18 protein-coding genes are annotated in these 21196 nt (G+C 36.2%); 12 read left to right on the top strand and 6 right to left on the bottom strand.

What is annotated here, in order from left to right:
- Window positions 1-430 precede the first annotated feature (430 nt).
- From rpsF to RBU60_RS07605, 7 genes are all read left to right on the top strand, one after another.
- Window positions 431-769, top strand: a complete 339-nt coding sequence (gene rpsF / locus RBU60_RS07635) for a 30S ribosomal protein S6 (protein ID WP_308864188.1) — start codon at window positions 431-433, stop codon at window positions 767-769.
- Window positions 770-772: 3 nt separating this feature from the next.
- Window positions 773-1069 carry a 30S ribosomal protein S18 gene (rpsR, locus tag RBU60_RS07630; RefSeq protein WP_308864187.1) on the top strand — a complete coding sequence of 99 codons (297 nt, stop codon included), beginning with the start codon at window positions 773-775 and terminating at the stop codon, window positions 1067-1069.
- A gap of 12 nt (window positions 1070-1081) precedes the next feature.
- Window positions 1082-1531 (top strand): 50S ribosomal protein L9, encoded by a 450-nt coding sequence (rplI, locus tag RBU60_RS07625; RefSeq protein WP_308864185.1) that lies wholly within the window; start codon window positions 1082-1084, stop codon window positions 1529-1531.
- A 444-nt stretch (window positions 1532-1975) separates the two neighbouring features.
- Window positions 1976-2461, top strand: coding sequence for an acetyl-CoA carboxylase biotin carboxyl carrier protein subunit (locus RBU60_RS07620; RefSeq protein WP_308864183.1), 486 nt, complete (start codon window positions 1976-1978; stop codon window positions 2459-2461).
- A gap of 72 nt (window positions 2462-2533) precedes the next feature.
- Window positions 2534-3976: an acetyl-CoA carboxylase biotin carboxylase subunit gene (gene accC / locus RBU60_RS07615; RefSeq protein WP_308864182.1), complete on the top strand. Its 1443-nt coding sequence runs from the start codon at window positions 2534-2536 to the stop codon at window positions 3974-3976.
- Window positions 3977-4000: 24 nt separating this feature from the next.
- The gene (locus RBU60_RS07610) at window positions 4001-5542 is read left to right on the top strand and encodes an acyl-CoA carboxylase subunit beta (protein ID WP_308864181.1); all 1542 of its coding nucleotides are present in this window, start codon (window positions 4001-4003) and stop codon (window positions 5540-5542) included.
- Window positions 5543-5740: 198 nt separating this feature from the next.
- On the top strand, window positions 5741-6181 hold the full coding sequence (locus RBU60_RS07605) for a DUF4168 domain-containing protein (protein ID WP_308864180.1): 441 nt from the start codon (window positions 5741-5743) through the stop codon (window positions 6179-6181).
- A gap of 73 nt (window positions 6182-6254) precedes the next feature.
- On the opposite strand, the gene RBU60_RS07600 is transcribed toward RBU60_RS07605, so the two are convergent.
- Both RBU60_RS07600 and recG read right to left on the bottom strand, forming a co-directional pair.
- Window positions 6255-6854 carry an N-acetylmuramoyl-L-alanine amidase family protein gene (locus RBU60_RS07600; RefSeq protein ID WP_308864179.1) on the bottom strand — a complete coding sequence of 200 codons (600 nt, stop codon included), beginning with the start codon at window positions 6852-6854 and terminating at the stop codon, window positions 6255-6257.
- Window positions 6855-7002: 148 nt separating this feature from the next.
- Window positions 7003-9108 (bottom strand): ATP-dependent DNA helicase RecG, encoded by a 2106-nt coding sequence (gene recG / locus RBU60_RS07595; protein ID WP_308864177.1) that lies wholly within the window; start codon window positions 9106-9108, stop codon window positions 7003-7005.
- 209 nt (window positions 9109-9317) lie between these two features.
- Between recG and RBU60_RS07590 the strand changes: the two genes are divergently transcribed.
- Together RBU60_RS07590 and RBU60_RS07585 are read left to right on the top strand one after the other, a co-directional pair.
- Window positions 9318-11396 carry a M1 family metallopeptidase gene (locus RBU60_RS07590; protein WP_308864176.1) on the top strand — a complete coding sequence of 693 codons (2079 nt, stop codon included), beginning with the start codon at window positions 9318-9320 and terminating at the stop codon, window positions 11394-11396.
- Window positions 11393-12313, top strand: coding sequence for a patatin-like phospholipase family protein (locus RBU60_RS07585; protein ID WP_308864175.1), 921 nt, complete (start codon window positions 11393-11395; stop codon window positions 12311-12313). Before RBU60_RS07590 ends, RBU60_RS07585 begins: the two co-directional genes overlap by 4 nt.
- On the opposite strand, the gene RBU60_RS07580 is transcribed toward RBU60_RS07585, so the two are convergent.
- Window positions 12314-12835 (bottom strand): DUF7935 family protein, encoded by a 522-nt coding sequence (locus RBU60_RS07580; protein WP_308864173.1) that lies wholly within the window; start codon window positions 12833-12835, stop codon window positions 12314-12316.
- Between the two features lie 15 nt (window positions 12836-12850).
- Entirely contained in the window at window positions 12851-14455 is a 1605-nt protein-coding gene (locus RBU60_RS07575) for an FMN-binding glutamate synthase family protein (protein WP_308864190.1), read from the bottom strand.
- Window positions 14456-14620: 165 nt separating this feature from the next.
- Here RBU60_RS07575 and RBU60_RS07570 point away from each other — a divergent pair, with 165 nt between their 5' ends.
- From RBU60_RS07570 to RBU60_RS07560, 3 genes are all read left to right on the top strand, one after another.
- Complete coding sequence (locus RBU60_RS07570) at window positions 14621-16942, top strand: ATP-dependent helicase (RefSeq protein ID WP_308864171.1); 2322 nt, start codon at window positions 14621-14623, stop codon at window positions 16940-16942.
- Window positions 16943-17089: 147 nt separating this feature from the next.
- Entirely contained in the window at window positions 17090-17299 is a 210-nt protein-coding gene (locus RBU60_RS07565; RefSeq protein WP_308864169.1) for a hypervirulence associated TUDOR domain-containing protein, read from the top strand.
- Between the two features lie 97 nt (window positions 17300-17396).
- Entirely contained in the window at window positions 17397-18014 is a 618-nt protein-coding gene (locus RBU60_RS07560; protein ID WP_308864167.1) for an L-threonylcarbamoyladenylate synthase, read from the top strand.
- Window positions 18015-18052: 38 nt separating this feature from the next.
- Here RBU60_RS07560 and acs read toward each other — a convergent pair whose 3' ends face one another.
- Window positions 18053-19960: an acetate--CoA ligase gene (acs, locus tag RBU60_RS07555; protein ID WP_308864165.1), complete on the bottom strand. Its 1908-nt coding sequence runs from the start codon at window positions 19958-19960 to the stop codon at window positions 18053-18055.
- 288 nt (window positions 19961-20248) lie between these two features.
- Entirely contained in the window at window positions 20249-21157 is a 909-nt protein-coding gene (locus RBU60_RS07550; RefSeq protein ID WP_308864163.1) for a tryptophan 2,3-dioxygenase family protein, read from the bottom strand.
- Window positions 21158-21196: the final 39 nt, after the last annotated feature.

Genomic DNA, 21196 nt, shown 5'->3' with positions numbered 1-21196 from the left:
ATATATCAATAGATTTATATTTAATAGAAACATCAATAACATAAAAATCAGTATTATTTAAAATGCACAACGGGTATAGTTAATACTAAACCTCTACATTAATTACTTTTATGAATGAGACTATAGAAGTATTTTTCTTTTGATAAAAGGCCAAGTAAGAACCTGTAAATAATTCCTCTAGACCTAAGTCTAAATATAATAACAAAGGCTGCAAAAAAAACATCTATAATTATGAATAGGTTCTGAATTATATTTACTCCCGCTTGATTTAAAGTAGTAAAAATATTAAGATTGATAAAAATTAAAATAGAGTTCTTTAGTAAAGATCACATAATTTAAAAAAGAATTCAAAAATAAACAAAAAGCAGTCTTGTATTGTTATTATTAGAAAAAAGAATTACTTTTGCACTCAAATTTAAATAAACTATTTATGAATCATTATGAAACTGTTTTCATCTTGAATCCCGTTTTATCTGATGAGCAGGTAAAGGAGACAGTTAAGAAATACGAAGATTTTCTTATTTCTAAAGGAGCCAAGATGGTCAACAAAGAAAATTGGGGGCTAAAAAAATTAGCGTACCCAATTCAGCACAAGAAAAGTGGATTTTACAATCTATTTGAGTATCAAGTTGATGGAGAGGTGATTGAGCCTCTTGAGTTAGTGTTTAGAAGAGAGGAGCGTATGATGCGTTACCTTACTGTAAAGCTAGACAAACACGCAGTAGCTTGGGCAGAGAAGAGAGTGAAGAGAAACAAAGAAAAAGCGTAAGTTATGTCATCTATAGAGCAACAAGCAAAAGGAAAGAAAGACGGAGAAATTAGATATTTAACTCCGCTTAATATCGAAACGTCTAAGGCGAAAAAATACTGTCGTTTTAAAAGATCAGGGATTAAGTATATCGATTACAAAGATCCAGATTTTTTAATGGCATTTGTAAATGAGCAAGGTAAACTTTTACCTCGTAGACTAACAGGAACTTCTTTGAAGTATCAAAGAAAAACTGCTGTAGCGGTAAAAAGAGCTCGTCATTTAGCATTAATGCCATACGTTGGTGATTTATTAAAATAAAAAAACGACATTATGGAATTGATTTTAAAAAGAGACGTAGATAAATTAGGATTTGCTAATGACTTGGTAAACGTGAAAAACGGTTACGGAAGAAATTATTTAATTCCTCAAGGACACGCTGAGTTAGCAACGCCTTCTGCAAAGAAAGTGTTGGCAGAGACCATAAAGCAACGTGCTTACAAAGAGCAAAAGCATATTGATGAGGCTAAGAAACAAGCAGAAAAACTTAACGGTTTAGAGCTTAAACTTGTAGCAAAAGCTGGTGCTGGAGATAAAATGTTTGGTAGTATTACCACAGCAGATCTTAGCGAAGCTTTAGGGAAAGAAGGAGTAGACATCGATAAAAAGTACATTTCAGTTCTTGGTGGAAACATCAAGAGATTGGGACAGTATGAGGCAAAACTTCGCTTCCATAGAGAAGTGATTTCTACCTTAACTTTTGATGTGGTAGGAGAAGCATAATTCGCTTTTCTTCTTATAATTTAAAGGCCGTTTTTATTTTTAAAAACGGCCTTTTTTCATGTTTTTTTTAAATGAACCATTGGATTTGAAAATGTATTTTTTCAAGTACAAGGCGAAAAACGCAGTAGTTGGTAAAATACATTTATTAATATAACTTATCTTAAGGTAGAATTGGTTTAAGTCGCACGATTCTTAGTATTTTGCTTCCGCGGAATTCTTAATCGTATCCATTCCTATTTCTGCACACCTACAACATGTCAAGTTCAGTAGCCTCATTTTTTCCTGTAGATCTCCTTCAAGTTTTAGCTGCTTTTGTAATTCAAATTTCCGTAAAGGAATACTTCAGAAGGTGTTTTTAGGTAGGCTTCACTTTTAAGAGGATAGATTTTCTGCATATAGTTAAAGAATTTTTTATCTTTACTTTCCACAAAAAGAAAATATAAGATGACGCAAAAATATCATGTGAAGGTAAACGACTCCTTCGATTACGATGTAACACAATCAGAGATTGAATCTTTAGATGTCAAAACCTTATCTTCCAATTCATATCACGTTCTTCATGATCATACTTCTTTAAAAGTTGAAGTGACCAAGCAAGATTTTTTTAATAGAAATTATCAAGTAAAAATAAATGGCAATACTTACGACATAGCGATTGCCAATGAGCTGGATTTACTTATCGAAGAGATGGGACTTTCTTTGGGCTCGCTTCAAATGGTAAACGATATTAAAGCACCTATGCCAGGACTTATTTTAGAAGTCAACGTAAAGGAAGGCGATAAGTTTAAAGAAGGCGATTACCTTTTGGTTTTGGAAGCCATGAAAATGGAAAACACCTTAACCGCTCCGCGAGATGGTGTGGTAAAATCTGTTTCTATTACCAAAGGAGAAACCGTAGAGAAAAATCAATTGCTTATTGAAATGGAATAGGTTTTTCCTTTAGCCCAAAATACATTGGGAAAGAGACCTAGAAAAACCTATTTCTACACACAAAAAATCATTATGAAAAAAATATTAGTAGCCAATAGAGGAGAAATCGCCATTCGCGTCATGCAAACGGCAAAGCAAATGGGCATCAAAACCGTAGCGGTTTTCTCTGAAGCCGATAGAAACTCTCCTCACGTTAAATTCGCCGATGAAGCCGTTTGTATAGGTCCGGCGCCTAGCAACGAATCTTATCTAAAAACCGAGACTATTATCAAAGTCGCTAAAGACTTAAACGTAGATGCTATTCATCCAGGATATGGGTTTTTAAGTGAAAATGCCGCTTTCGCGGAAGAAGTTGAAAAAAATAACATCATCTTTATAGGGCCTAAGTCCAAAGCGATTAAAGTCATGGGAAGTAAGTTAGCTGCGAAAGATGCGGTTAAAGCCTATGATATTCCAATGGTTCCTGGAATTGATGAAGCCATCACCGACTCTGAAAAAGCAAAGAAAATTGCAAAGGAGATAGGATTTCCTATTCTTATTAAAGCTTCTGCTGGAGGTGGAGGAAAAGGAATGCGCGTGGTAGAAGAAGAATCTGAGTTAGAAGACCAGATGAAAAGAGCGATTAGTGAAGCGGTTTCTGCTTTTGGCGATGGTTCTGTATTTATAGAGAAATATGTGGGTTCTCCACGTCATATCGAAATTCAGATTTTAGCCGATACCCATGGAAATGTGATTCATCTAATGGATCGAGAATGTAGCGTACAGCGACGTCATCAAAAGGTAATTGAAGAAGCTCCGTCTGTGATATTAACGCCAGAGATTCGTGAAAAAATGGGAGAAGCAGCCGTAAAAGTGGCCAGAGCATGTGATTATGTGGGTGCCGGAACGGTAGAGTTTCTACTGGACGAACAGAAGAATTTTTATTTTTTAGAAATGAATACGCGTTTGCAGGTAGAACATCCCGTAACTGAATTTATCACAGGAATCGATTTGGTAGAACAGCAGATTCGTGTGGCCAGAGGAGAAACTTTAGCTTTTGAGCAAAAAGATATTCATAGCAACGGGCATGCTATTGAACTTAGGGTATATGCAGAAAATCCTTTAGATAATTTCTTGCCTAGCGTAGGAACCTTAGAGCGCTATAGACTTCCCGAGGGAGAAAATATAAGAGTAGATAATGGATTTGAAGAAGGCATGGAAGTGCCTATTTATTACGATCCTATGTTAGCAAAACTCATCACCTATGGTAAAACTAGGGAAGAGACGATACAGTTAATGATTGAAGCGATTGGAGATTATGAGGTAGAAGGAGTGATGACCACCTTGCCTTTCGGGAAATTTGTGATGGAACACGAAGCTTTTAGATCGGGAGATTTTGATACGCACTTTGTGAAAAATTACTATTCTCCAGAAAAGCTGGAAGAACAAACTGAAAAAGAAGCAAAGTTGGCTGCGCTTATCGCTTTAAAGCAATATATAAAAGACCAACAGCAAGTAAGATTACCCAACGCATAATTTAGTTGAAAAGAGAAACATACTATGAGTAAAAATATAGAGAAACTAAACGAAAAAATAGCTTTAGCGCATTTAGGAGGAGGAGAAAAGCGCATCGCTAAGCAACACGATAAGAAAAAGCTTACGGCAAGAGAGCGTGTAGACTATTTGCTGGATGACGGCTCTTTTGAAGAAATCGGGATTTTGGTAACGCACAGAACTACCGATTTTGGCATGGAGAAACAACAGTTTTATGGAGATGGAGTTATTACAGGCTACGGAACCATCCACGGGAAATTGGTGTATATCTTTGCACAAGACTTTACCGTTTTTGGCGGAGCTTTATCTGAAACCCACGCCGAAAAAATTTGTAAAGTAATGGATTTAGCCGTAAAAGTAGGCGCTCCTATGATTGGATTAAACGATTCTGGCGGAGCACGTATTCAAGAAGGAGTACGCTCTTTAGGAGGTTATGCCGATATTTTTCATCGCAACGTAAAAGCATCTGGAGTAATTCCGCAGATTTCTGCCATTATGGGACCTTGCGCCGGGGGAGCAGTATATTCTCCAGCAATGACAGATTTTACGTTAATGGTTCAAGATACGAGCTATATGTTCGTCACAGGGCCTAATGTGGTAAAAACGGTGACGAATGAAGAGGTAACCTCAGAAGAATTGGGAGGTGCCAGTACACACTCTACCAAATCTGGAGTGACACACATCACCTCTTTTAATGATATTGCTTGCTTAGAAGACATCAAGAAATTGATCAGTTACATGCCGCAAAGTAATAAAGAAAAACCAGCGAAATTGCCTTATGAATTGGGAGACGAGCTTAGAGGGAAACTAGATGATTTAATTCCAGACAGTTCTAATAAGCCTTATGATATGCATGAGGTGATTGATGGGATTATTGACGAAGACACTTTTTATGAAATCCATAAAGATTACGCCCAAAACATTATTGTAGGTTTTGCACGCTTAGGCGGAAGAAGTATTGGGGTAGTAGCCAATCAACCTATGAGTTTGGCAGGAGTTCTAGATGTAGACTCTTCTAAAAAAGCGGCAAGATTTACCCGTTATTGCGATTGTTTTAATATTCCGCTTTTAGTATTGGTAGACGTACCTGGATTTTTACCAGGAACCGATCAAGAATGGAATGGAATTATTTTACACGGGGCAAAACTACTTTATGCTTTAAGTGAAGCCACCGTGCCAAAAGTAACCGTAATTACGCGTAAAGCCTATGGAGGTGCTTATGATGTGATGAATTCTAAACACATTGGAGCCGATTTAAACTTTGCTTGGCCAACGGCAGAAATTGCGGTGATGGGAGCAAAGGGAGCAAGTGAGATTATTTTTAGAAAAGAAATTAAGGAAGCTAGCGATTCTGAAGAGAAATTAGCAGAAAAAGAAGCAGAATATGCCGAATTGTTTGCCAATCCTTTTGAAGCGGCTAAACGAGGATTCATCGATGAAGTAATTATGCCAAGAGATAGTAGAAGAAAGCTTCTAAAAGCTTTTAGCATGCTAGAGCATAAAGAGGTTTTAAGGCCTAAACGTAAACACGGAAATATACCTTTATAGTAAAGTAGGGGTTTTGGTGTGATAGTTGTTTTATAAGTGGTAGAAGTTCATAAATATTAAAATTTACTATCGTTTTGTTAATAATTTGACAAAAAAAGAGCTTTGAGAAGCTATTTTTGGGTTAGAATAATATTTATGCTTAGTATTGAATTTTTAAACGAACTATTAAAAACCTTATTAATGTTAAAATTAAATCACATGAAAAATTTCATCCTTGCAGTAACTTTATTATTTAGTGCAGCAACCTTTGCACAAACAGAAGTAAGCGATTCCGAATTAAATAAATTTGCAGATGCTTATAAAGCAGTACAAATGGAAAACCAGGAAGTTCAACAAAGCATGGTTGAAATGATCCAGAAAGAAGGTTTAGAATTAGATCGCTTTCAGAGCATTCAGCAGGCTACTGTAAACCCAGAGGTAGAGGTAGATGCTACTAGAGAAGAATTAGCTAACTATAAAAAAGTAATGGCAGGTATTGAAAAAATGCAGCCAAAGCTTCAGGAAGATATGGCTAAATTGATTGCAGATAACGGATTGTCTTTGGATCGTTACCAAGAGATTGGAGCGGCACTTCAATCAGATCAAGAGTTACAACAAAAGCTCCAAGCGATCATGATGAAGCAACAAACTAAAGGATAGTATATCTTTTAAACTTATAAAAAAAGCATCAGATTTTTTCTGATGCTTTTTTTATGGACTAAACGTTGAAGAATTATAAACTCGCGGTTAAGGCTTTTGCAATTTCTTGTTGTCCTTTCTTACTTTTTATATAGGCTAGATCCTTTGGGTTAGACATGAATCCGAGCTCTAGTACTAAAGCTGGAGAATTGCTTTCTGTTAGGATTTTAAAATTAGCGGTTTTTATGTTTACTTCTTTATATTTTGTTTGGCTGGTTAAATTATAAGTCAGTTTAGAAATAAAGTTTGAATTGGTCTCATTTAAGTCTTCACCTTCAGCAAAATAAATCTCAATTCCGTTTTTACTAGTATTATGTGCAGCGTTAGCGTGCAAGCTTAATACGAGCTTAGGCTTAATTTCATTTATCCTTTCTATTCGTTCGTTTAAACTCATATATTCATCATTCTCACGAAGTAAAATCACTTCATAACCTTTCTCTTCAAGAGCTTCTCGAAGCGTATTAGAAAGTTGAAACGTGAAATCTTTTTCCTGTACGTTTTCTTGTATATTTCCAGGGTCTTTTCCTCCGTGACCCGCATCGATGACAATGGTTTTCTGATTTTGCTGAGCGCTGCCTAGCCAAATAAAGCTAAGCAGGAATACGCTGAAACATAAGGAAGTGAATTTTTTCATAGTTGGTGTTTTATGTTAGTTAGCACTAATAACCCCATAAAAATAGAGTTTATTGTTTAAAAAAGTGATTTTTTATGGAAAAGAGAGTGAAATTAGAAGCTAGAAGCTAAAAGCTAAAAACGAGAAACGAGAAACGAGAAACCAAAAACTAACTAATATAATTCCAAATATTTTTATGTTTTCCCATTAATCGGTAAGTGTCTTTTACCACTTCGTGATCTGCTTGTTCAAGTTTGGGGTCTTCATTGAGCATTTTCTTGGCGTAATAGCGAGCTGTTTTGAGAATGTCATTATCTAAGACAATATCGGCAATACGTAAATTTAAAACTCCGCTTTGCTGTGTGCCCATAATATCTCCAGGTCCTCTCAGTTTGAGGTCTACTTCAGCAATTTCAAAACCATCATTGGTTCTTGTCATGGTTTCCAATCGGGTTTTGCTATCTTTAGAAAGTTTGTGTCCCGTCATAAGAATACAATAACTCTGCTCGGCGCCACGACCCACTCTTCCTCGTAGCTGGTGCAATTGGGAAAGACCAAACCGCTCGGCACTTTCAATTATCATCACACTGGCATTGGGAACATTTACGCCCACTTCAATCACGGTAGTCGCCACCATAATTTGAGTTTCGCCTTTTACAAAGCGATTCATTTCAAACTCTTTATCGACGGGTTTCATTTGTCCGTGAACAATAGAAATTTGATATTTTTGGGTAGGAAAATCCCGGGCAATACTTTCATAACCATCCATCAAATCCTTATAATCCATGGTTTCACTTTCTTGAATTAAGGGATAAACGATATAAATTTGTCTGCCTTTCTCGATTTCATCTCGCATAAATCGAAAGACTTTCAACCGATTAGAATCAAATCGGTGTACCGTTTTAATCGCTTTTCTTCCTGGCGGAAGCTCATCAATCACCGAAATATCTAAATCTCCATATAAACTCATCGCCAAGGTTCTAGGAATGGGAGTGGCAGTCATCACCAAAACGTGCGGCGGTAAGGTATTTTTATGCCATAATTTAGAACGTTGCGCCACGCCAAAACGGTGTTGCTCATCTATAATGGCCAAACCTAGATTTTTAAACTTCACTTTGTCTTCCAATAAAGCGTGTGTACCAATGAGTAAATGCAACGAACCATCTTCTAGACTTTCATGAATTTCGCGTCGCTGCTTGGTTTTTGAAGATCCTGTAAGCAAAGAAATTTTAATAGGAAGTTTTTCGCAGAGTTCCGTAAGTCCTTGGTAATGCTGAATGGCTAAAATTTCTGTAGGTGCCATTAAGCAGGCTTGAAAACGATTGTCTAATGCCAATAAACAAGCCATTAAAGCTACAATGGTTTTTCCCGAACCTACATCACCTTGTAGCAAACGGTTCATTTGGGCATTGCTTCCCAAGTCGCTTCTTATTTCTTTAATCACCCTTTTTTGCGCGTTAGTAAGCTCAAAGGGCAAATGATTTTGATAAAATTCATTAAAATACGAGCCTACTTCCGTAAAGGGAAACCCTTTAATTTTTTGTTTGTGAATCAAGTTTTTAAGAAGAAGTTGCAACTGAATGTAAAACAATTCTTCAAACTTTAAGCGGTATTGCGCTAAAGCAAGTTTATTTGGAGATTGTGGAAAGTGAACGTTTAATATGGCTTCACTTTTAGAGATTAATTTGAGTTCTTTTAAAATAGATTGTGGGAGCGTTTCCGTAAAGCCTTGCTTGCTTTCAGAAAATAATTGCTGCAACATTTTGGAAAGCACTTTATTGCTTAACCCCTTATTGCTCAGCATTTCTGTAGAAGGATAAATAGGCTGCATCGCCATTTTTATGCTGGCTTCGTGCTCTTGGAGCAGCTCCATATCTGGGTGCGGCATGGAAACGGAGTTGTTGAACCAATTGACTTTCCCAAAAATAACATAGGGAACATTAATTTTTAAGGATTCCTTTAACCATTTATGTCCGCGAAACCACACCAGTTCTATCTTTCCGGTTTCATCAACAAAATCGGCTACCAAGCGTTTGCCTCTTTTTTTACCTACAATTTTAAGGTGAGTAATCTTTCCTACCAATTGAATTTCGGCAGAATTCCGCTGAATTTCTGCTACTTTATAATACTTGGTTTTATCGATATACCGGTTGGGAAAGAGATTTAAAAGATCTTGATAGGTATGTATTCCCAACTCTTTACGAAGTACTTCTGCCCGATTGGGACCAACGCCTTTTAAGTAATCTATGGGGGTTTGCAGCGAACTCGTATTCATAAAAACGAAGATATGAAATATTAAAAACCCTTTCTTCTAAAAATAAAAATTTTACATTTAAAAACGAACAATCTTTACGAGTATCCTTTAGAAATGCGCTAGGTTTTGTATTTTCGAAGAACGAAATAATCTCCTAAAAGCTTAGAAAGTTTAAGCATAGTTTTTTGCTAGGAAACGATTAGACCTCCACGAGGGATTAAAATAAAATTATGAAGCACTTTATTTGGTTGATCTTACTTCTATGTCCGTTGTACTTAAAAGCTCAACAAACTTCTAGGGTAGATATTCAGAAGATTTCTGGAAATATTCACTTACTTCCTGAGATGAAAAGTGTAGACGGAAAGCTTCAGGTAGAATTGAAGGTTTTAAAACCTACAGATTCTATTTATTTAGATGCTAAAAAAGCTACGGTAAAAGGATTGGAGAAGAGCGAGTTTCAGCTCAGCGCTACAAAAGATAAACTATGGTTTATAGGCAATTTTAAAGCAGGGAAAACCTATACGTTTAAGTTCAATTATCAAGTAACACCCGCTCAAACCATGTATTTTGTAGGTTGGGATAATACCGGAAGCAATCAAATTTGGACGCAAGGTCAGGGGAAATATACGTCGCATTGGTTACCAAGCATAGACGATGTGAATGATAAAATTGAATTTGATTTAAGTTATCAAGTGCCCAAAGCCTACGAAGTCATTGCAAATGGAAAACTTACTTCCAAAAAAACAAAAGGAGAAGATCGCATTTGGAAGTACGATATGCAAAACCCTATGAGTAGTTATTTGGTAGCAGTGGCGGTTGGCGATTACGCTTTCGCGGAAGAAAAAACGGAATCTGGGATTGCTTTACAATACTATTATGAACCCGAAAACAAAGATAAAGTAGAAGCTACCTATCGTTACTCTAAGCAAATTTTTGACTTTTTTGAAACCGAAATAGGAATTCCATTTCCTTGGCAAGACTATAAACAAGTTCCGGTAAGGGATTTTTTATATGCAGGAATGGAAAACACGACGGCTACTTTATTTTCTAATCAGTTTATCACCGATGATACGGGATTTATAGATCGTAATTATGTAAATGTTAATGCACACGAATTAGCACACCAATGGTTTGGGAATTTTGTTACGGCAACTTCTAGCGAACATCATTGGTTGCAAGAGGGATTTGCTACTTTTTATGCTTTATTAGCCGAGCGGGAAGTTTTTGGAGAGGATTACTACTATTATAAATTGTACGAAACGGCAGAGCAACTCAAAGAATTAAGTGATGCGGGAGAAGGGGAGGCTTTGTTAAACGCCAAAGCAAGTTCGCTTACTTTTTATCAAAAAGGAGCTTGGGCGCTTCATATTTTAAAAGAGAACGTAGGAGAGGAGGCTTTTAGAAAAGGAGTAAAGACTTATTTGATGAAATACGCTTATCAAAGTGTAAACACCGACGCTTTTCTAAAAGAAATGGAATTGGCCAGTAAAACCGATTTATCGCTCTTTAAAAAAGATTGGTTGTTTCAGTCGGCGTTTAAGGCTGATGAATCTTTGGCATCTTTAAAAAAGTCGGACTTTATAAAAGAACTTTTAGCATTAAAAGCTTTACGGAAGTTGGATTTGGAAGACAAAAAGAATCAGCTACAGCTTGCTTTACAACAACCCGTAAACGATTATTTTGGTCAAGAAGTGGTGTATCAATTGGCACAAGAAAAGCCTGAAGAAGTAATGGCTTTGTATAAAAAAGCCTTTGCGAGTGACAACTTACTTACTCGGCAAGCAATTGCGATTACGTTGAGAGAAACTCCGCGGCAGCTAAAAGAAGATATGGAAAGTTTATTGGAAGATGACTCTTACCTTACTCAAGAAAAAGCCTTGATGAATTTATGGCAAAATTTTACAGAAAGTAGAACGGCTTACTTTGAGAAATTAAAAGGAGTAGAAGGTTTTCAAGATAAAAATATAGAAATCTTATGGCTTACCTTACATTTGGTTTCGCCTGCTTATGAAAAGGATCAAAAACAAGAGGTTTTTAAAAAATTATCTAAATACACTTCCGCATCTTATGATTATGCGATTAGAGAAAATGCATTGGGATATCTCTACCAAATAGATACGTTTTCACAGCAAAGCTATGAAGACTTATTTGAAGGAACCAAGCATCAGGTATGGCGTTTTAGAAGTTATTGTAGGCAATTGTTAGACACCTTATGGGAAAATACCAAACATAGGGCGCAGCTTATGGCTTTAGTAGACGAGATTCCAAGTGATCATGCGGCTTATGCAAAAAAGAAATATAATTTATGAGAGCATTAGTGATATCTGGCGGAGGGAGTAAAGGAGCTTATGCGGGCGGAGTTGCCGAGCACCTTATACGAGAGCAGAAAAAGGAATACGATATTTTTATAGGCTCGTCTACAGGAAGTTTATTGATTTCACATCTCGCCTTAGGGAAACTTACCAAACTGCACGATATTTACACCAATGTGAACCAAACCAGTATTTTTAGTTTAAATCCGTTAGTAATAAAAAAAGAAGGGAACAGGGAGTATGTAAGTATTAATTATTTGACGACTATTCTTCAGTTTTTAAAGAAAAAACGAACTTTTGGAGAAAGTAAAAACCTAAAAAAACTTATTCGAAAAAAACTTACCAAAGCAGAATTTCTTGAAATTAAATCTACGGTAACAGATTTGGTGGTGACGGTTTCTAATTTGAGTAAAAATCAAATCGAATATAAATCGATTAAAGACTTTACTTACGAAGAATTTTGCGATTGGATTTGGATTTCTTGCAACTACGTTCCGTTTATGAGTATAGCCAAGAAAGATGGCTTTGAATACGCCGACGGTGGTTTTGGTTGTATGGTTCCTATTCGGGAAGCCATAAGGCGTGGCGCCACAGAGATTGATGCGGTGATTCTAGAATCTGAGAATATGGAATACAATAAGGTGTTGGGGAAAAACCCTTTCTCCTTAATGGTAAACCTTTTTGGGTATATGCTCGACCAAGTAGAGAAGAGCAATATTATAGAAGGGAAATTAGCTGCGATTAATAGGGATGTAATTTTAAATCTTTATTATACTCCCAGTAAACTCACCGAAAATTCTTTAATTTTTGATAAAAAACTGATGACCAACTGGTGGCAGCAAGGCTTTGATTACGCCGAAAAGAAAGCAAAAAGTTTACATGAAAACGAGCTTCGGTTAGAAAAGAATGAGTAACTACCAAATATCTCTCGCTTCTTTCTTTAAATAAGCAATTCCCGTTTGGCTAGGAGAAGTTTTTTCTACCATCTGGCTCAAAATCAATTCCCTTAATTTATCGGGACTGTTTACTTCTTCCATTTTATTCGCTTTTCTAATAAGTGCGATGGTAGCATTTTTAGTAGCTCTTATGGCATTCCAGCATTCTATACTCACGTAAACTTGTTGAGCGAGATTATGTTCAAACTCCTGCTCAATATTTTTAATCAGTAAGTTTTCGTAATCCACTTGATCTTCATTATAAGGTTTCACTCTAATGATAAGACTTCCTGGATCTATCCGTTCTAAAAACAAGGTCATTCTTTCTATCGCTTGAAGCCTTAACGGAAGCGCTTGTCTGCTGTTTTCTGCTCTTAGTTGATACATTCTACGTTTTTGTTCCTCTTTAAAATAAGAGTTAAAAAAGTAGTAAGCTACCAAGGCTACAATTACAGCGGGTAGTAAATAAAATAATAATTGAATGATATTAACTTCTTCCATAGATTTTGTAAAACTTTAATAACGAACGTCATCTTCTTCAAAAGATTCTTCGGAGTCTTTTCTTTTATAATTTCCGCCAAGATACTTACATTTCTGTAAAGCACGAACTCCTTCAAAAGGAACTTTTACTTTATGGTACTCATAGGAATCGGCTAGTGTTTTGGTAAAATCTTGATCTCCTAAATTCACATTCACATCATCCATCGTAAATTCACAAGGGTGTTCATAACCACAAGCATGGGTGATTTCAATAAATTCTTTACGGAAATTCTTAAAATACATATTGGTGCGTACGGCCTTATTATCTACATTTATTCCGCGTTGTAACCACTTATTTTGAGTCGCTACTCCTGTAGGGCAGGTGTTGGTATGACAAGCTTGAGCTTGTATACACCCTATGCTCATCATCGCCTCTCGTGCCACATTAATAACATCTACACCCATAGAAAAAGCCATCGCAGCTTGAGAAGGAAATCCTAACTTGCCACTTCCTACAAACACAATCTGATTGCTTAAATCATAGTTTTTAAAGATCTTATAAATCTTTTGGAAACCATAGGTCCAAGGTACGGCAACGTGATCGGCGAAACTTGGGGGAGCAGCACCTGTTCCACCTTCTCCGCCATCAATACTTATAAAATCAGGACCGCGATTGGTGTCTTTCATCTTTCTGGCCAGTTCTTGCCATTGGTTAGTTTTACCTATAGCAGCTTTAATTCCGACAGGAAGTCCAGTTTTTTCTGCGATATCTTCTAAGAAATCAATCATCTCATCAATACCATCAAAAGCATTATGATAAGGTGGTGAAATCACATCTTTTCCCATAGGGACGTGACGTATGTCTGCAATCTCTTGGGTGATTTTAGAGGCAGGAAGAACTCCTCCTTTTCCTGGTTTAGCACCTTGAGATAGTTTTATTTCAATAGCTCTTAAAGTAGGTGTGTTTTCTACAAGCTTTATTAGCTTATCCATAGAAAAATTACCCTCGTCATCTCGTACTCCAAAATAACCAGTACCAATTTGTAATACTAAATCGCCTCCATTTCTATGATATGGAGAAATTCCTCCTTCTCCAGTATTGTGATAGGCGTTGGCTAGTTTTACTCCTTTATTTAAAGAAGCAATGGCTCTTGCCGAAAGACTCCCAAAGCTCATGGCAGAAACATTAATGACAGAAGCAGGACGATAAGGTCTTCTTCTTTTATGATGTAAGCCCATTACCTTGGCACAAGGTAAAAAGTAAGGATCACTAATATTGGGATGCTTAGGAGCCATCTTATAAGGAGTCATCGCATTATTGATGAAAATATAGTTGTTTTGATAAATATCGCGATCTGTTCCAAAACCTTCATAGTTGTTTTGATTCTTCGCAGATGCATATATCCAACCTCTTTGTATTCTATCAAAAGGAAGTTCCTCACGGTTATTCGCAACGATATACTGTCTTAATTCTGGGCCAATACTCTCTAACATGTATCGGATATGTCCAACCACGGGAAAGTTTTTCGTAATAATATGTTTTTTATTAAAAAAGATGTCCCTAATGGCAACTATAACAACCCCAATGATTATCCATTGCCACCACGTAATCTTTTCTAAAAAATCCAATACGCTATCCATCATAATTAAGTCTTGTAAATAGGCGGCTAAGATATTTAAAATATATGTAATCAAATAGTGTTTTAAACATTCTATGTGCTTCTTTATATTGTTTATAAGTTAAGCGTGAAAGCGGGAAATATTTTTCTATTTTTAGTAAATTCACGACTTTAAAACGATACTATTTTGGAGAATTACCTAGCCGAACTTAATGACGCACAACGCGCGCCTGTATTGCAAAAAGACGGTCCTATGATCGTAATTGCTGGTGCAGGATCTGGCAAGACAAGAGTACTTACGTATAGAATTGCTTATTTAATGAGTAAAGGGGTAGACCCTTTTAATATTCTATCTTTAACTTTTACCAATAAAGCGGCCAAGGAAATGAAAAGCCGTATTTCCAAAATTGTGGGAAGCAGTGAAGCTAAAAACCTATGGATGGGAACATTCCACTCTATTTTTGCTAAAATTCTCCGTTTTGAAGCCGATAAATTAGGGTACCCTTCTAATTTTACCATTTACGATACTCAAGATTCTCAACGGTTGATCTCCTCCATTATTAAAGAATTGAGTTTAGATAAAGACATTTATAAGTACAAACAAGTCTACTCTAAAATTTCTTCCTATAAAAACAGTCTCGTTACCGTAAAAGCTTATTTTCAAAATGCCGAATTGCAAGAAGCCGATGCGATGGCAAAGCGACCTCGCTTGGGAGAAATCTATCAGCATTATGTAGATCGTTGTTTTAAAGCCGGCGCCATGGATTTTGATGACTTGCTTTTAAGAACCAATGAGCTTTTAACCCGTTTTCCAGAAGTATTGGCTAAATATCAAAATAGATTTAGATATATCTTAGTAGATGAGTACCAAGATACCAACCACTCGCAGTATTTAATTGTACGCGCGTTGAGTGATAAATTTCAAAATATATGTGTGGTAGGGGATGATGCGCAAAGTATTTACGCTTTCCGCGGAGCTAATATCAACAACATTTTAAATTTTCAGCGTGACTATGATAATGTAGAAATGTATCGCCTAGAGCAAAATTACCGCTCTACCAAAAATATTGTACACGCGGCCAACTCTATTATAGATAAAAACAAAACCAAGCTAGAAAAGATTGTTTGGACAGCTAACGATGACGGACCCAAAATTATTGTCAATCGCTTATTGACTGATGGGGAAGAAGGACGTTACGTTGCCAGTTCTATTTTTGATAATAGAATGGAGCACCAAATGAGAAATGGAGATTTTGCCATTCTTTATAGAACCAATGCGCAAAGTAGAGCTATGGAAGATGCTTTACGGAAGAGAGACATTCCATATCGAATTTATGGCGGACTTTCATTTTACCAACGTAAAGAGATCAAAGATGTGTTGGCTTATTTGCGTTTGCTGGTAAATTCTAAAGATGAAGAAGCTTTAAAACGGGTGATTAATTATCCAGCGAGGGGAATTGGCGCAACTACCATGGATAAATTGGTGCTAGCAGCCAATCATTACAAGCGTTCTATTTTTGAAGTGATTGATAATATCGATAAAATAGACCTCAAGATTAACAAGGGTACTAAAAACAAGCTGACGAATTTTGCCAATATGATCAAAAGCTTTCAGGTCATGGCGCAAAAGGAAGATGCGTTTACGGTGTCTGAATCTATTGCAAAGAAAACAGGTTTACTTCAAGAATTTAAAAAAGACGGTACTCCGGAAGGAATTGCACGTATAGAAAATATTGAAGAACTCCTTAACGGAATAAAAGATTTTGTAGAAGAACAAAAAGAAATTGCTGATACCGATGGTTCTCTAGCCGAATTTTTGGAAGATGTAGCTCTTGCTACCGATATGGACAAAGCTACCGAAGAGGAAGATAGAGTGGCTTTAATGACCATACATTTGGCCAAAGGATTAGAATTTCCTTATGTGTATATTGTAGGTTTAGAGGAAGAACTTTTTCCTTCAGGAATGAGTATGAATACCCGTTCTGAACTGGAAGAGGAAAGACGACTTTTTTATGTGGCCTTGACTAGAGCAGAAAAGCAAGCTTATTTAACCTATACCCAATCGCGTTACCGATGGGGGAAATTGATTGATGCAGAACCCAGTAGATTTATTGAAGAAATTGACGCTGAATATAAAGAGTATATGATTCCGCAGGATGATTATAAATACAAGCCTTTAATCGATTCAGATGTTTTTGGGGAAGTAGATAAAAGTAGGCTAAGACAAAACAAGCCTAAGAAAGGAACTCCGCCACCAGCGCATAAACCTAGTGAGGAACAATTAAGGAAATTAAGAAAACTTAGACCTCAAAGCAGTGGTAATTCCGCGAAAGCGTCATCAGAAATATTACAATTAGAACCTGGACAAAAAGTAGAGCACCTGCGTTTTGGAAAAGGAAGCATAATTGGTATTGAAGGAGCAGGACAAGATAAAAAAGCAGAAATCGACTTTGAAAATGGCGGATTAAAGAAGTTATTACTCAGGTTTGCTAAGCTTAAACTTCTTTAATAAATAGTAAATAAAGGCTGTAGTTTAAAAAAGCTATTACAATTGTGATAAGCTGTCCTTCTTACGTAGGAGGAAACTTTTTTTATCAAGATATGATTAACGCACTGTTAAACTAGAGCCTAAATAAAAATAAAACATAACAGAAAAATGATTAAAAAAGGCTCAAAAGTTAGTTGGAAATGGGGTGAAGGAACTGCTACAGGGAAAGTAATTGAAACTTATACTCAAGAAATTACCAAAACGATTAAAGGATCAAAAATTACAAGAAAAGGAGAACAAGGGAACAAAGCCATTTTCATAGAACAAGAAGATGGTGCTAAAGTTTTAAAATTAGAAAGTGAGGTCGAACAATCTTAACTCAAAACTAATTTAAAAAACCAAAGCTGATTCATAAAAAAAAGTGTAAAAGCAATTTTTTTTTGCTAACTTATGCTTTCTAAAAAATATATATTTTATGGCGGAATTAATCAAGATTTACGAAGAAAATCCCTCTCCAAAAGAAATAGAGAAGGTGGTAAAAGTCCTTAAAAATGGAGGTCTTGTTATTTATCCTACCGATACGGTGTATGGATTAGGTTGTGATATTACCAATAATGCTGCTTTAGAAAAAATTGCGCAGATTAAAGGAGTGAAATTAGAAAAGTCTAACTTCTCCTTTATTGTGGCAGATTTGAGTAACTTATCTGAATATGCATCAATTGATAATCAAAATTTTAAAATTTTAAAAAGAAATCTTCCGGGGCCTTATACTTTTATCTTGCCGGGAAGTAATAGTTTACCTTCTGTATTTAAAAAGAAAAAAACTGTGGGAATTAGAGTGCCTAATAATAATATATGCAGAGCGCTGGTGACTGCTTTAGGCAATCCTATTGTTTCTACTTCTATAAAAGATGAGGATGAAGTCTTAGAATATACTACAGATCCAGAGTTGATTGCTGAAAAGTGGGATAAACTTGTAGATGTAGTTATCGATGGAGGATACGGAGATAACGTGGCTTCTTCTGTAATCGATTTAAGCGAAGGTGATCCTGAAATATTAAGAGAAGGAAAAGGGGATGTAGATATTTTCTAACCCCTAAACTTTACGGAATAAAAAGAAAAAGATAAGGCTTATAAAGCCTTATCTTTTATAGTTTGTACCACTTCTGGATTCAATAAAGTAGAAGTGTCTCCTAGATTATCGGTGTCTTTAGAAGCGATTTTTCTAAGTATTCTCCGCATAATTTTACCACTTCTTGTTTTGGGTAAATTATCTACAAACTGAATTTTATCAGGCTTGGCAATCGCACCCACATGTTTGATGACTTTTGCTAAGATCTCCTTTTTTAATTCTTCCGAAGGCTCTGCATTATCCTGTAAAATGACGTAGGCATATAAAGCATTTCCTTTTACGTCGTGCGGGAAGCCTACAATAGCACTTTCAGAAACCAATTCGTGTTCGTTGATGGCATTTTCTATGGGAGCCGTTCCCAAATTATGTCCAGAGACAATGACTACATCATCTACTCTTCCCGTAATTCTATAATTTTCTGTAGCATCGCGGTAAGCGCCATCGCCAGTAAAATATTTATTTTTATAAGCAGAAAAGTAGGTATCTTTAAAACGCTGGTGGTTGTTCCAAATGGTTCTCGCCATGGCTGGCCAAGGCGCTTTTATAGCTAATCGGCCTTCAGATTTTTGTCCGTCGAATTCTATTTCATTTCCTTCTTCATCCATTAATGCGGGTTGCACTCCGGGTAGAGGTAAGGTTGCAAATGTAGGTCTGGTTGCGGTAACTCCCGCTAAAGGAGAAATCATAATGGCTCCAGTTTCTGTCTGCCACCACGTATCTACAATAGGACATTTAGACTTTCCTATATGGTCATTATACCAGTGCCAAGCTTCTTCATTAATAGGTTCTCCAACGCTTCCTAGCACTTTTAAAGAAGTAAGGTCGTGTTTTTCTACAAAAGAAATGTCTTGTTTGGCAATCGCTCTAATCGCCGTCGGCGCCGTGTAAAAATGAGTAATTTTGAACTTCTCTACAATCTCCCAAAATCTCCCAAAATCTGGATAGCTAGGGACACCTTCAAACATGACTGTGGTCGCGCCAGAGGTTAACGGACCGTAAATAATATAGGAGTGACCCGTAATCCAACCAATATCTGCCGTACACCAATAAATGGAATCTTTATCGGGTTGAAACACATTCTCAAAGGTATAACTGGTACCAATCATGTATCCTGCCGTGGTATGCACCATGCCTTTTGGCTTTCCGGTAGACCCAGAAGTATATAAAATAAACAAAGGATCTTCGGCATCCATCTCTTCGGGATCACATTCCGCGTAAGCGTCTTGCAGTTCATCAAACCAAAACGTATCTCTACCTTTTTTCATGGGAGTAGAGTTGATGGTTCTGCGATAAACGATCACGTTTTCAATGCTTGGGGTGCTCTCTAAAGCTTCGTCACACACTTCCTTTAACGGAATTGATTTTCTTCCTCTATAATAATCGTTGGCAGTAATTAATAATTTACATTCTGAATCATTGATTCTATTGCTAATGGCTTTACTGGAAAAACCTGCAAAAACAATAGAATGAATTGCGCCAATTCTCGCACAAGCTAACATGGCGATAGATAACTCGGGGATCATAGGGATGTAAATGCAAACTCGATCTCCTTTTTTAATGCCTTTGCGTTTAAGAACGTTGGCAAAATGACAAACTTTTACTAAAAGCTGTTTGTAAGTGATGGTTCTAGACTCTTCATTAGGATCGTTGGGCTCCCAAATGATAGCGTTTTTATTAGGAGTTGCTGCTGCATGTCTATCCAGGCAATTTTCGGTGATGTTTAATTTTCCTCCTTTAAACCAGCTAATTTCTGGTGTAGAAAAATCCCATTCTAAAGTCGTATCCCATTTTTTTCTCCAAGAGAAATTCTGAGCTACATCGCTCCAAAATTCTTCAGGTTGCTCCACACTTCTTTTGTAGTTTTTTTTATAGGCGGCGAAGGATTTTATTTGCATTTTATTCTCCATAGTTTTTTAGTTTAGGTTTTTTATACCAAGTTAAACAGATAATAGCGCAATTAAATCGTTTCTTTTATGCTTACTTTTTAATTTCAACTCAGCATAAAATAATTTAATTTCCTAATACCACACTACATATTTAAATTGGTATTGGTCACTTGTTCTCTAAAATAAGAATAAGTAATTAGGATTTCATAAAATCAACAAAAAAAATCATCCTAAATCTTTTCTTACGTAGAGAAAAAAATTTAGGATGATATAAAGTGGGTAAAACAATTTACGCTAAAAGTGTTTCGATTATGCGTTTTCTGCCCAATGCAAAATTTCTTCTTCCGTCCATAATGCAGGGAAGAATTTACGTTGTTGGTATTTAGGGTGTAGGTATTTTTGCCATTCAGAGCCGCCTGTAGCCGCTTTTGATTCTCCTTTTTTGTTGAGGTAATGTTGCGCGGTATTCAAATGAATGATAGGCCATTCTACATTAAACAAATAATCTAAACCTCTTAATGCTTTGGTAAGTTCTTCGGAAGGATTTTCTATCTGAAGGTATTTTTCCGCTAAGGTATTTCCCTCCATTTTTTTGGCTAGAGCGATAAAATCATCTAAATACTTCTCTTCAAAAGCTCTCAAGGTTAAACTTTTCTTTCCGGTTTTACGATTATGACCAGCATCTTTCCAATATACTTGGTCAAATAAATCTGCTGTACTCGGGTTTTTGGGAAGACGTTCTTTTCCTTTTACATTGATAAGGTTTTCTATGGGAGTACAATAGATTTCTAAAAATCTAAATTGAGCACTTTGAAATCCGCTTGCGGGAGCCAAAGTAGCTCTAAAGGTATTGTAATCGTCATAATCCATTCCATCACGCATCACATCAAAAGAGGTCATCAACATTTTGGTATAGCGCGTAATTCGTTTGATTTTATCTATTAAAATAGCTTCTTCAAGGTTTTTTAAAGTAATCTGCTTTAGCTCATGAATCATAAGTTTAAGCACAAGTTCGGTTACTTGATGATACATGATAAAGATTTCTTCATCTTCAAAATCTGTTCTTGGCTTTTGTAGAGAAAGCAAAGTGTCTACTTGTATGTAATCCCAGTAGTTAATGGGCTTGGCTTGTAGAAGTCCGCTTAAATAGGTCTCTGGATTTTCTCCTAGATTTTCGTACTTTTCATCAATTTTAGCAAGTATATCTTCTTTCTTCATGGGATGTTAGTTTCTAACAAAAATATCAAATTATAAACA

Source organism: Mesonia profundi, from assembly GCF_031085155.1.
GTDB classification, from domain to species: Bacteria; Bacteroidota; Bacteroidia; order Flavobacteriales; family Flavobacteriaceae; genus Mesonia; species Mesonia profundi.
Note: the sequence above shows the minus strand (reverse complement) of the source record. Positions and strands in the feature narration are given on the sequence as shown.

What these genes read in the sequence shown, in the direction of transcription:
- rpsF (WP_308864188.1), top strand. Translation starts at nt 431, where the DNA reads ATGAATCATTATGAAACTGTTTTCATCTTGAATCCCGTTTTATCTGAT.
- rpsR (WP_308864187.1), top strand. Translation starts at nt 773, where the DNA reads ATGTCATCTATAGAGCAACAAGCAAAAGGAAAGAAAGACGGAGAAATT.
- rplI (WP_308864185.1), top strand. Translation starts at nt 1,082, where the DNA reads ATGGAATTGATTTTAAAAAGAGACGTAGATAAATTAGGATTTGCTAAT.
- RBU60_RS07620 (WP_308864183.1), top strand. Translation starts at nt 1,976, where the DNA reads ATGACGCAAAAATATCATGTGAAGGTAAACGACTCCTTCGATTACGAT.
- accC (WP_308864182.1), top strand. Translation starts at nt 2,534, where the DNA reads ATGAAAAAAATATTAGTAGCCAATAGAGGAGAAATCGCCATTCGCGTC.
- RBU60_RS07610 (WP_308864181.1), top strand. Translation starts at nt 4,001, where the DNA reads ATGAGTAAAAATATAGAGAAACTAAACGAAAAAATAGCTTTAGCGCAT.
- RBU60_RS07605 (WP_308864180.1), top strand. Translation starts at nt 5,741, where the DNA reads ATGAAAAATTTCATCCTTGCAGTAACTTTATTATTTAGTGCAGCAACC.
- RBU60_RS07600 (WP_308864179.1), bottom strand. Translation starts at nt 6,854, where the DNA reads ATGAAAAAATTCACTTCCTTATGTTTCAGCGTATTCCTGCTTAGCTTT.
- recG (WP_308864177.1), bottom strand. Translation starts at nt 9,108, where the DNA reads ATGAATACGAGTTCGCTGCAAACCCCCATAGATTACTTAAAAGGCGTT.
- RBU60_RS07590 (WP_308864176.1), top strand. Translation starts at nt 9,318, where the DNA reads ATGAAGCACTTTATTTGGTTGATCTTACTTCTATGTCCGTTGTACTTA.
- RBU60_RS07585 (WP_308864175.1), top strand. Translation starts at nt 11,393, where the DNA reads ATGAGAGCATTAGTGATATCTGGCGGAGGGAGTAAAGGAGCTTATGCG.
- RBU60_RS07580 (WP_308864173.1), bottom strand. Translation starts at nt 12,835, where the DNA reads ATGGAAGAAGTTAATATCATTCAATTATTATTTTATTTACTACCCGCT.
- RBU60_RS07575 (WP_308864190.1), bottom strand. Translation starts at nt 14,455, where the DNA reads ATGGATAGCGTATTGGATTTTTTAGAAAAGATTACGTGGTGGCAATGG.
- RBU60_RS07565 (WP_308864169.1), top strand. Translation starts at nt 17,090, where the DNA reads ATGATTAAAAAAGGCTCAAAAGTTAGTTGGAAATGGGGTGAAGGAACT.
- RBU60_RS07560 (WP_308864167.1), top strand. Translation starts at nt 17,397, where the DNA reads ATGGCGGAATTAATCAAGATTTACGAAGAAAATCCCTCTCCAAAAGAA.
- acs (WP_308864165.1), bottom strand. Translation starts at nt 19,960, where the DNA reads ATGGAGAATAAAATGCAAATAAAATCCTTCGCCGCCTATAAAAAAAAC.
- RBU60_RS07550 (WP_308864163.1), bottom strand. Translation starts at nt 21,157, where the DNA reads ATGAAGAAAGAAGATATACTTGCTAAAATTGATGAAAAGTACGAAAAT.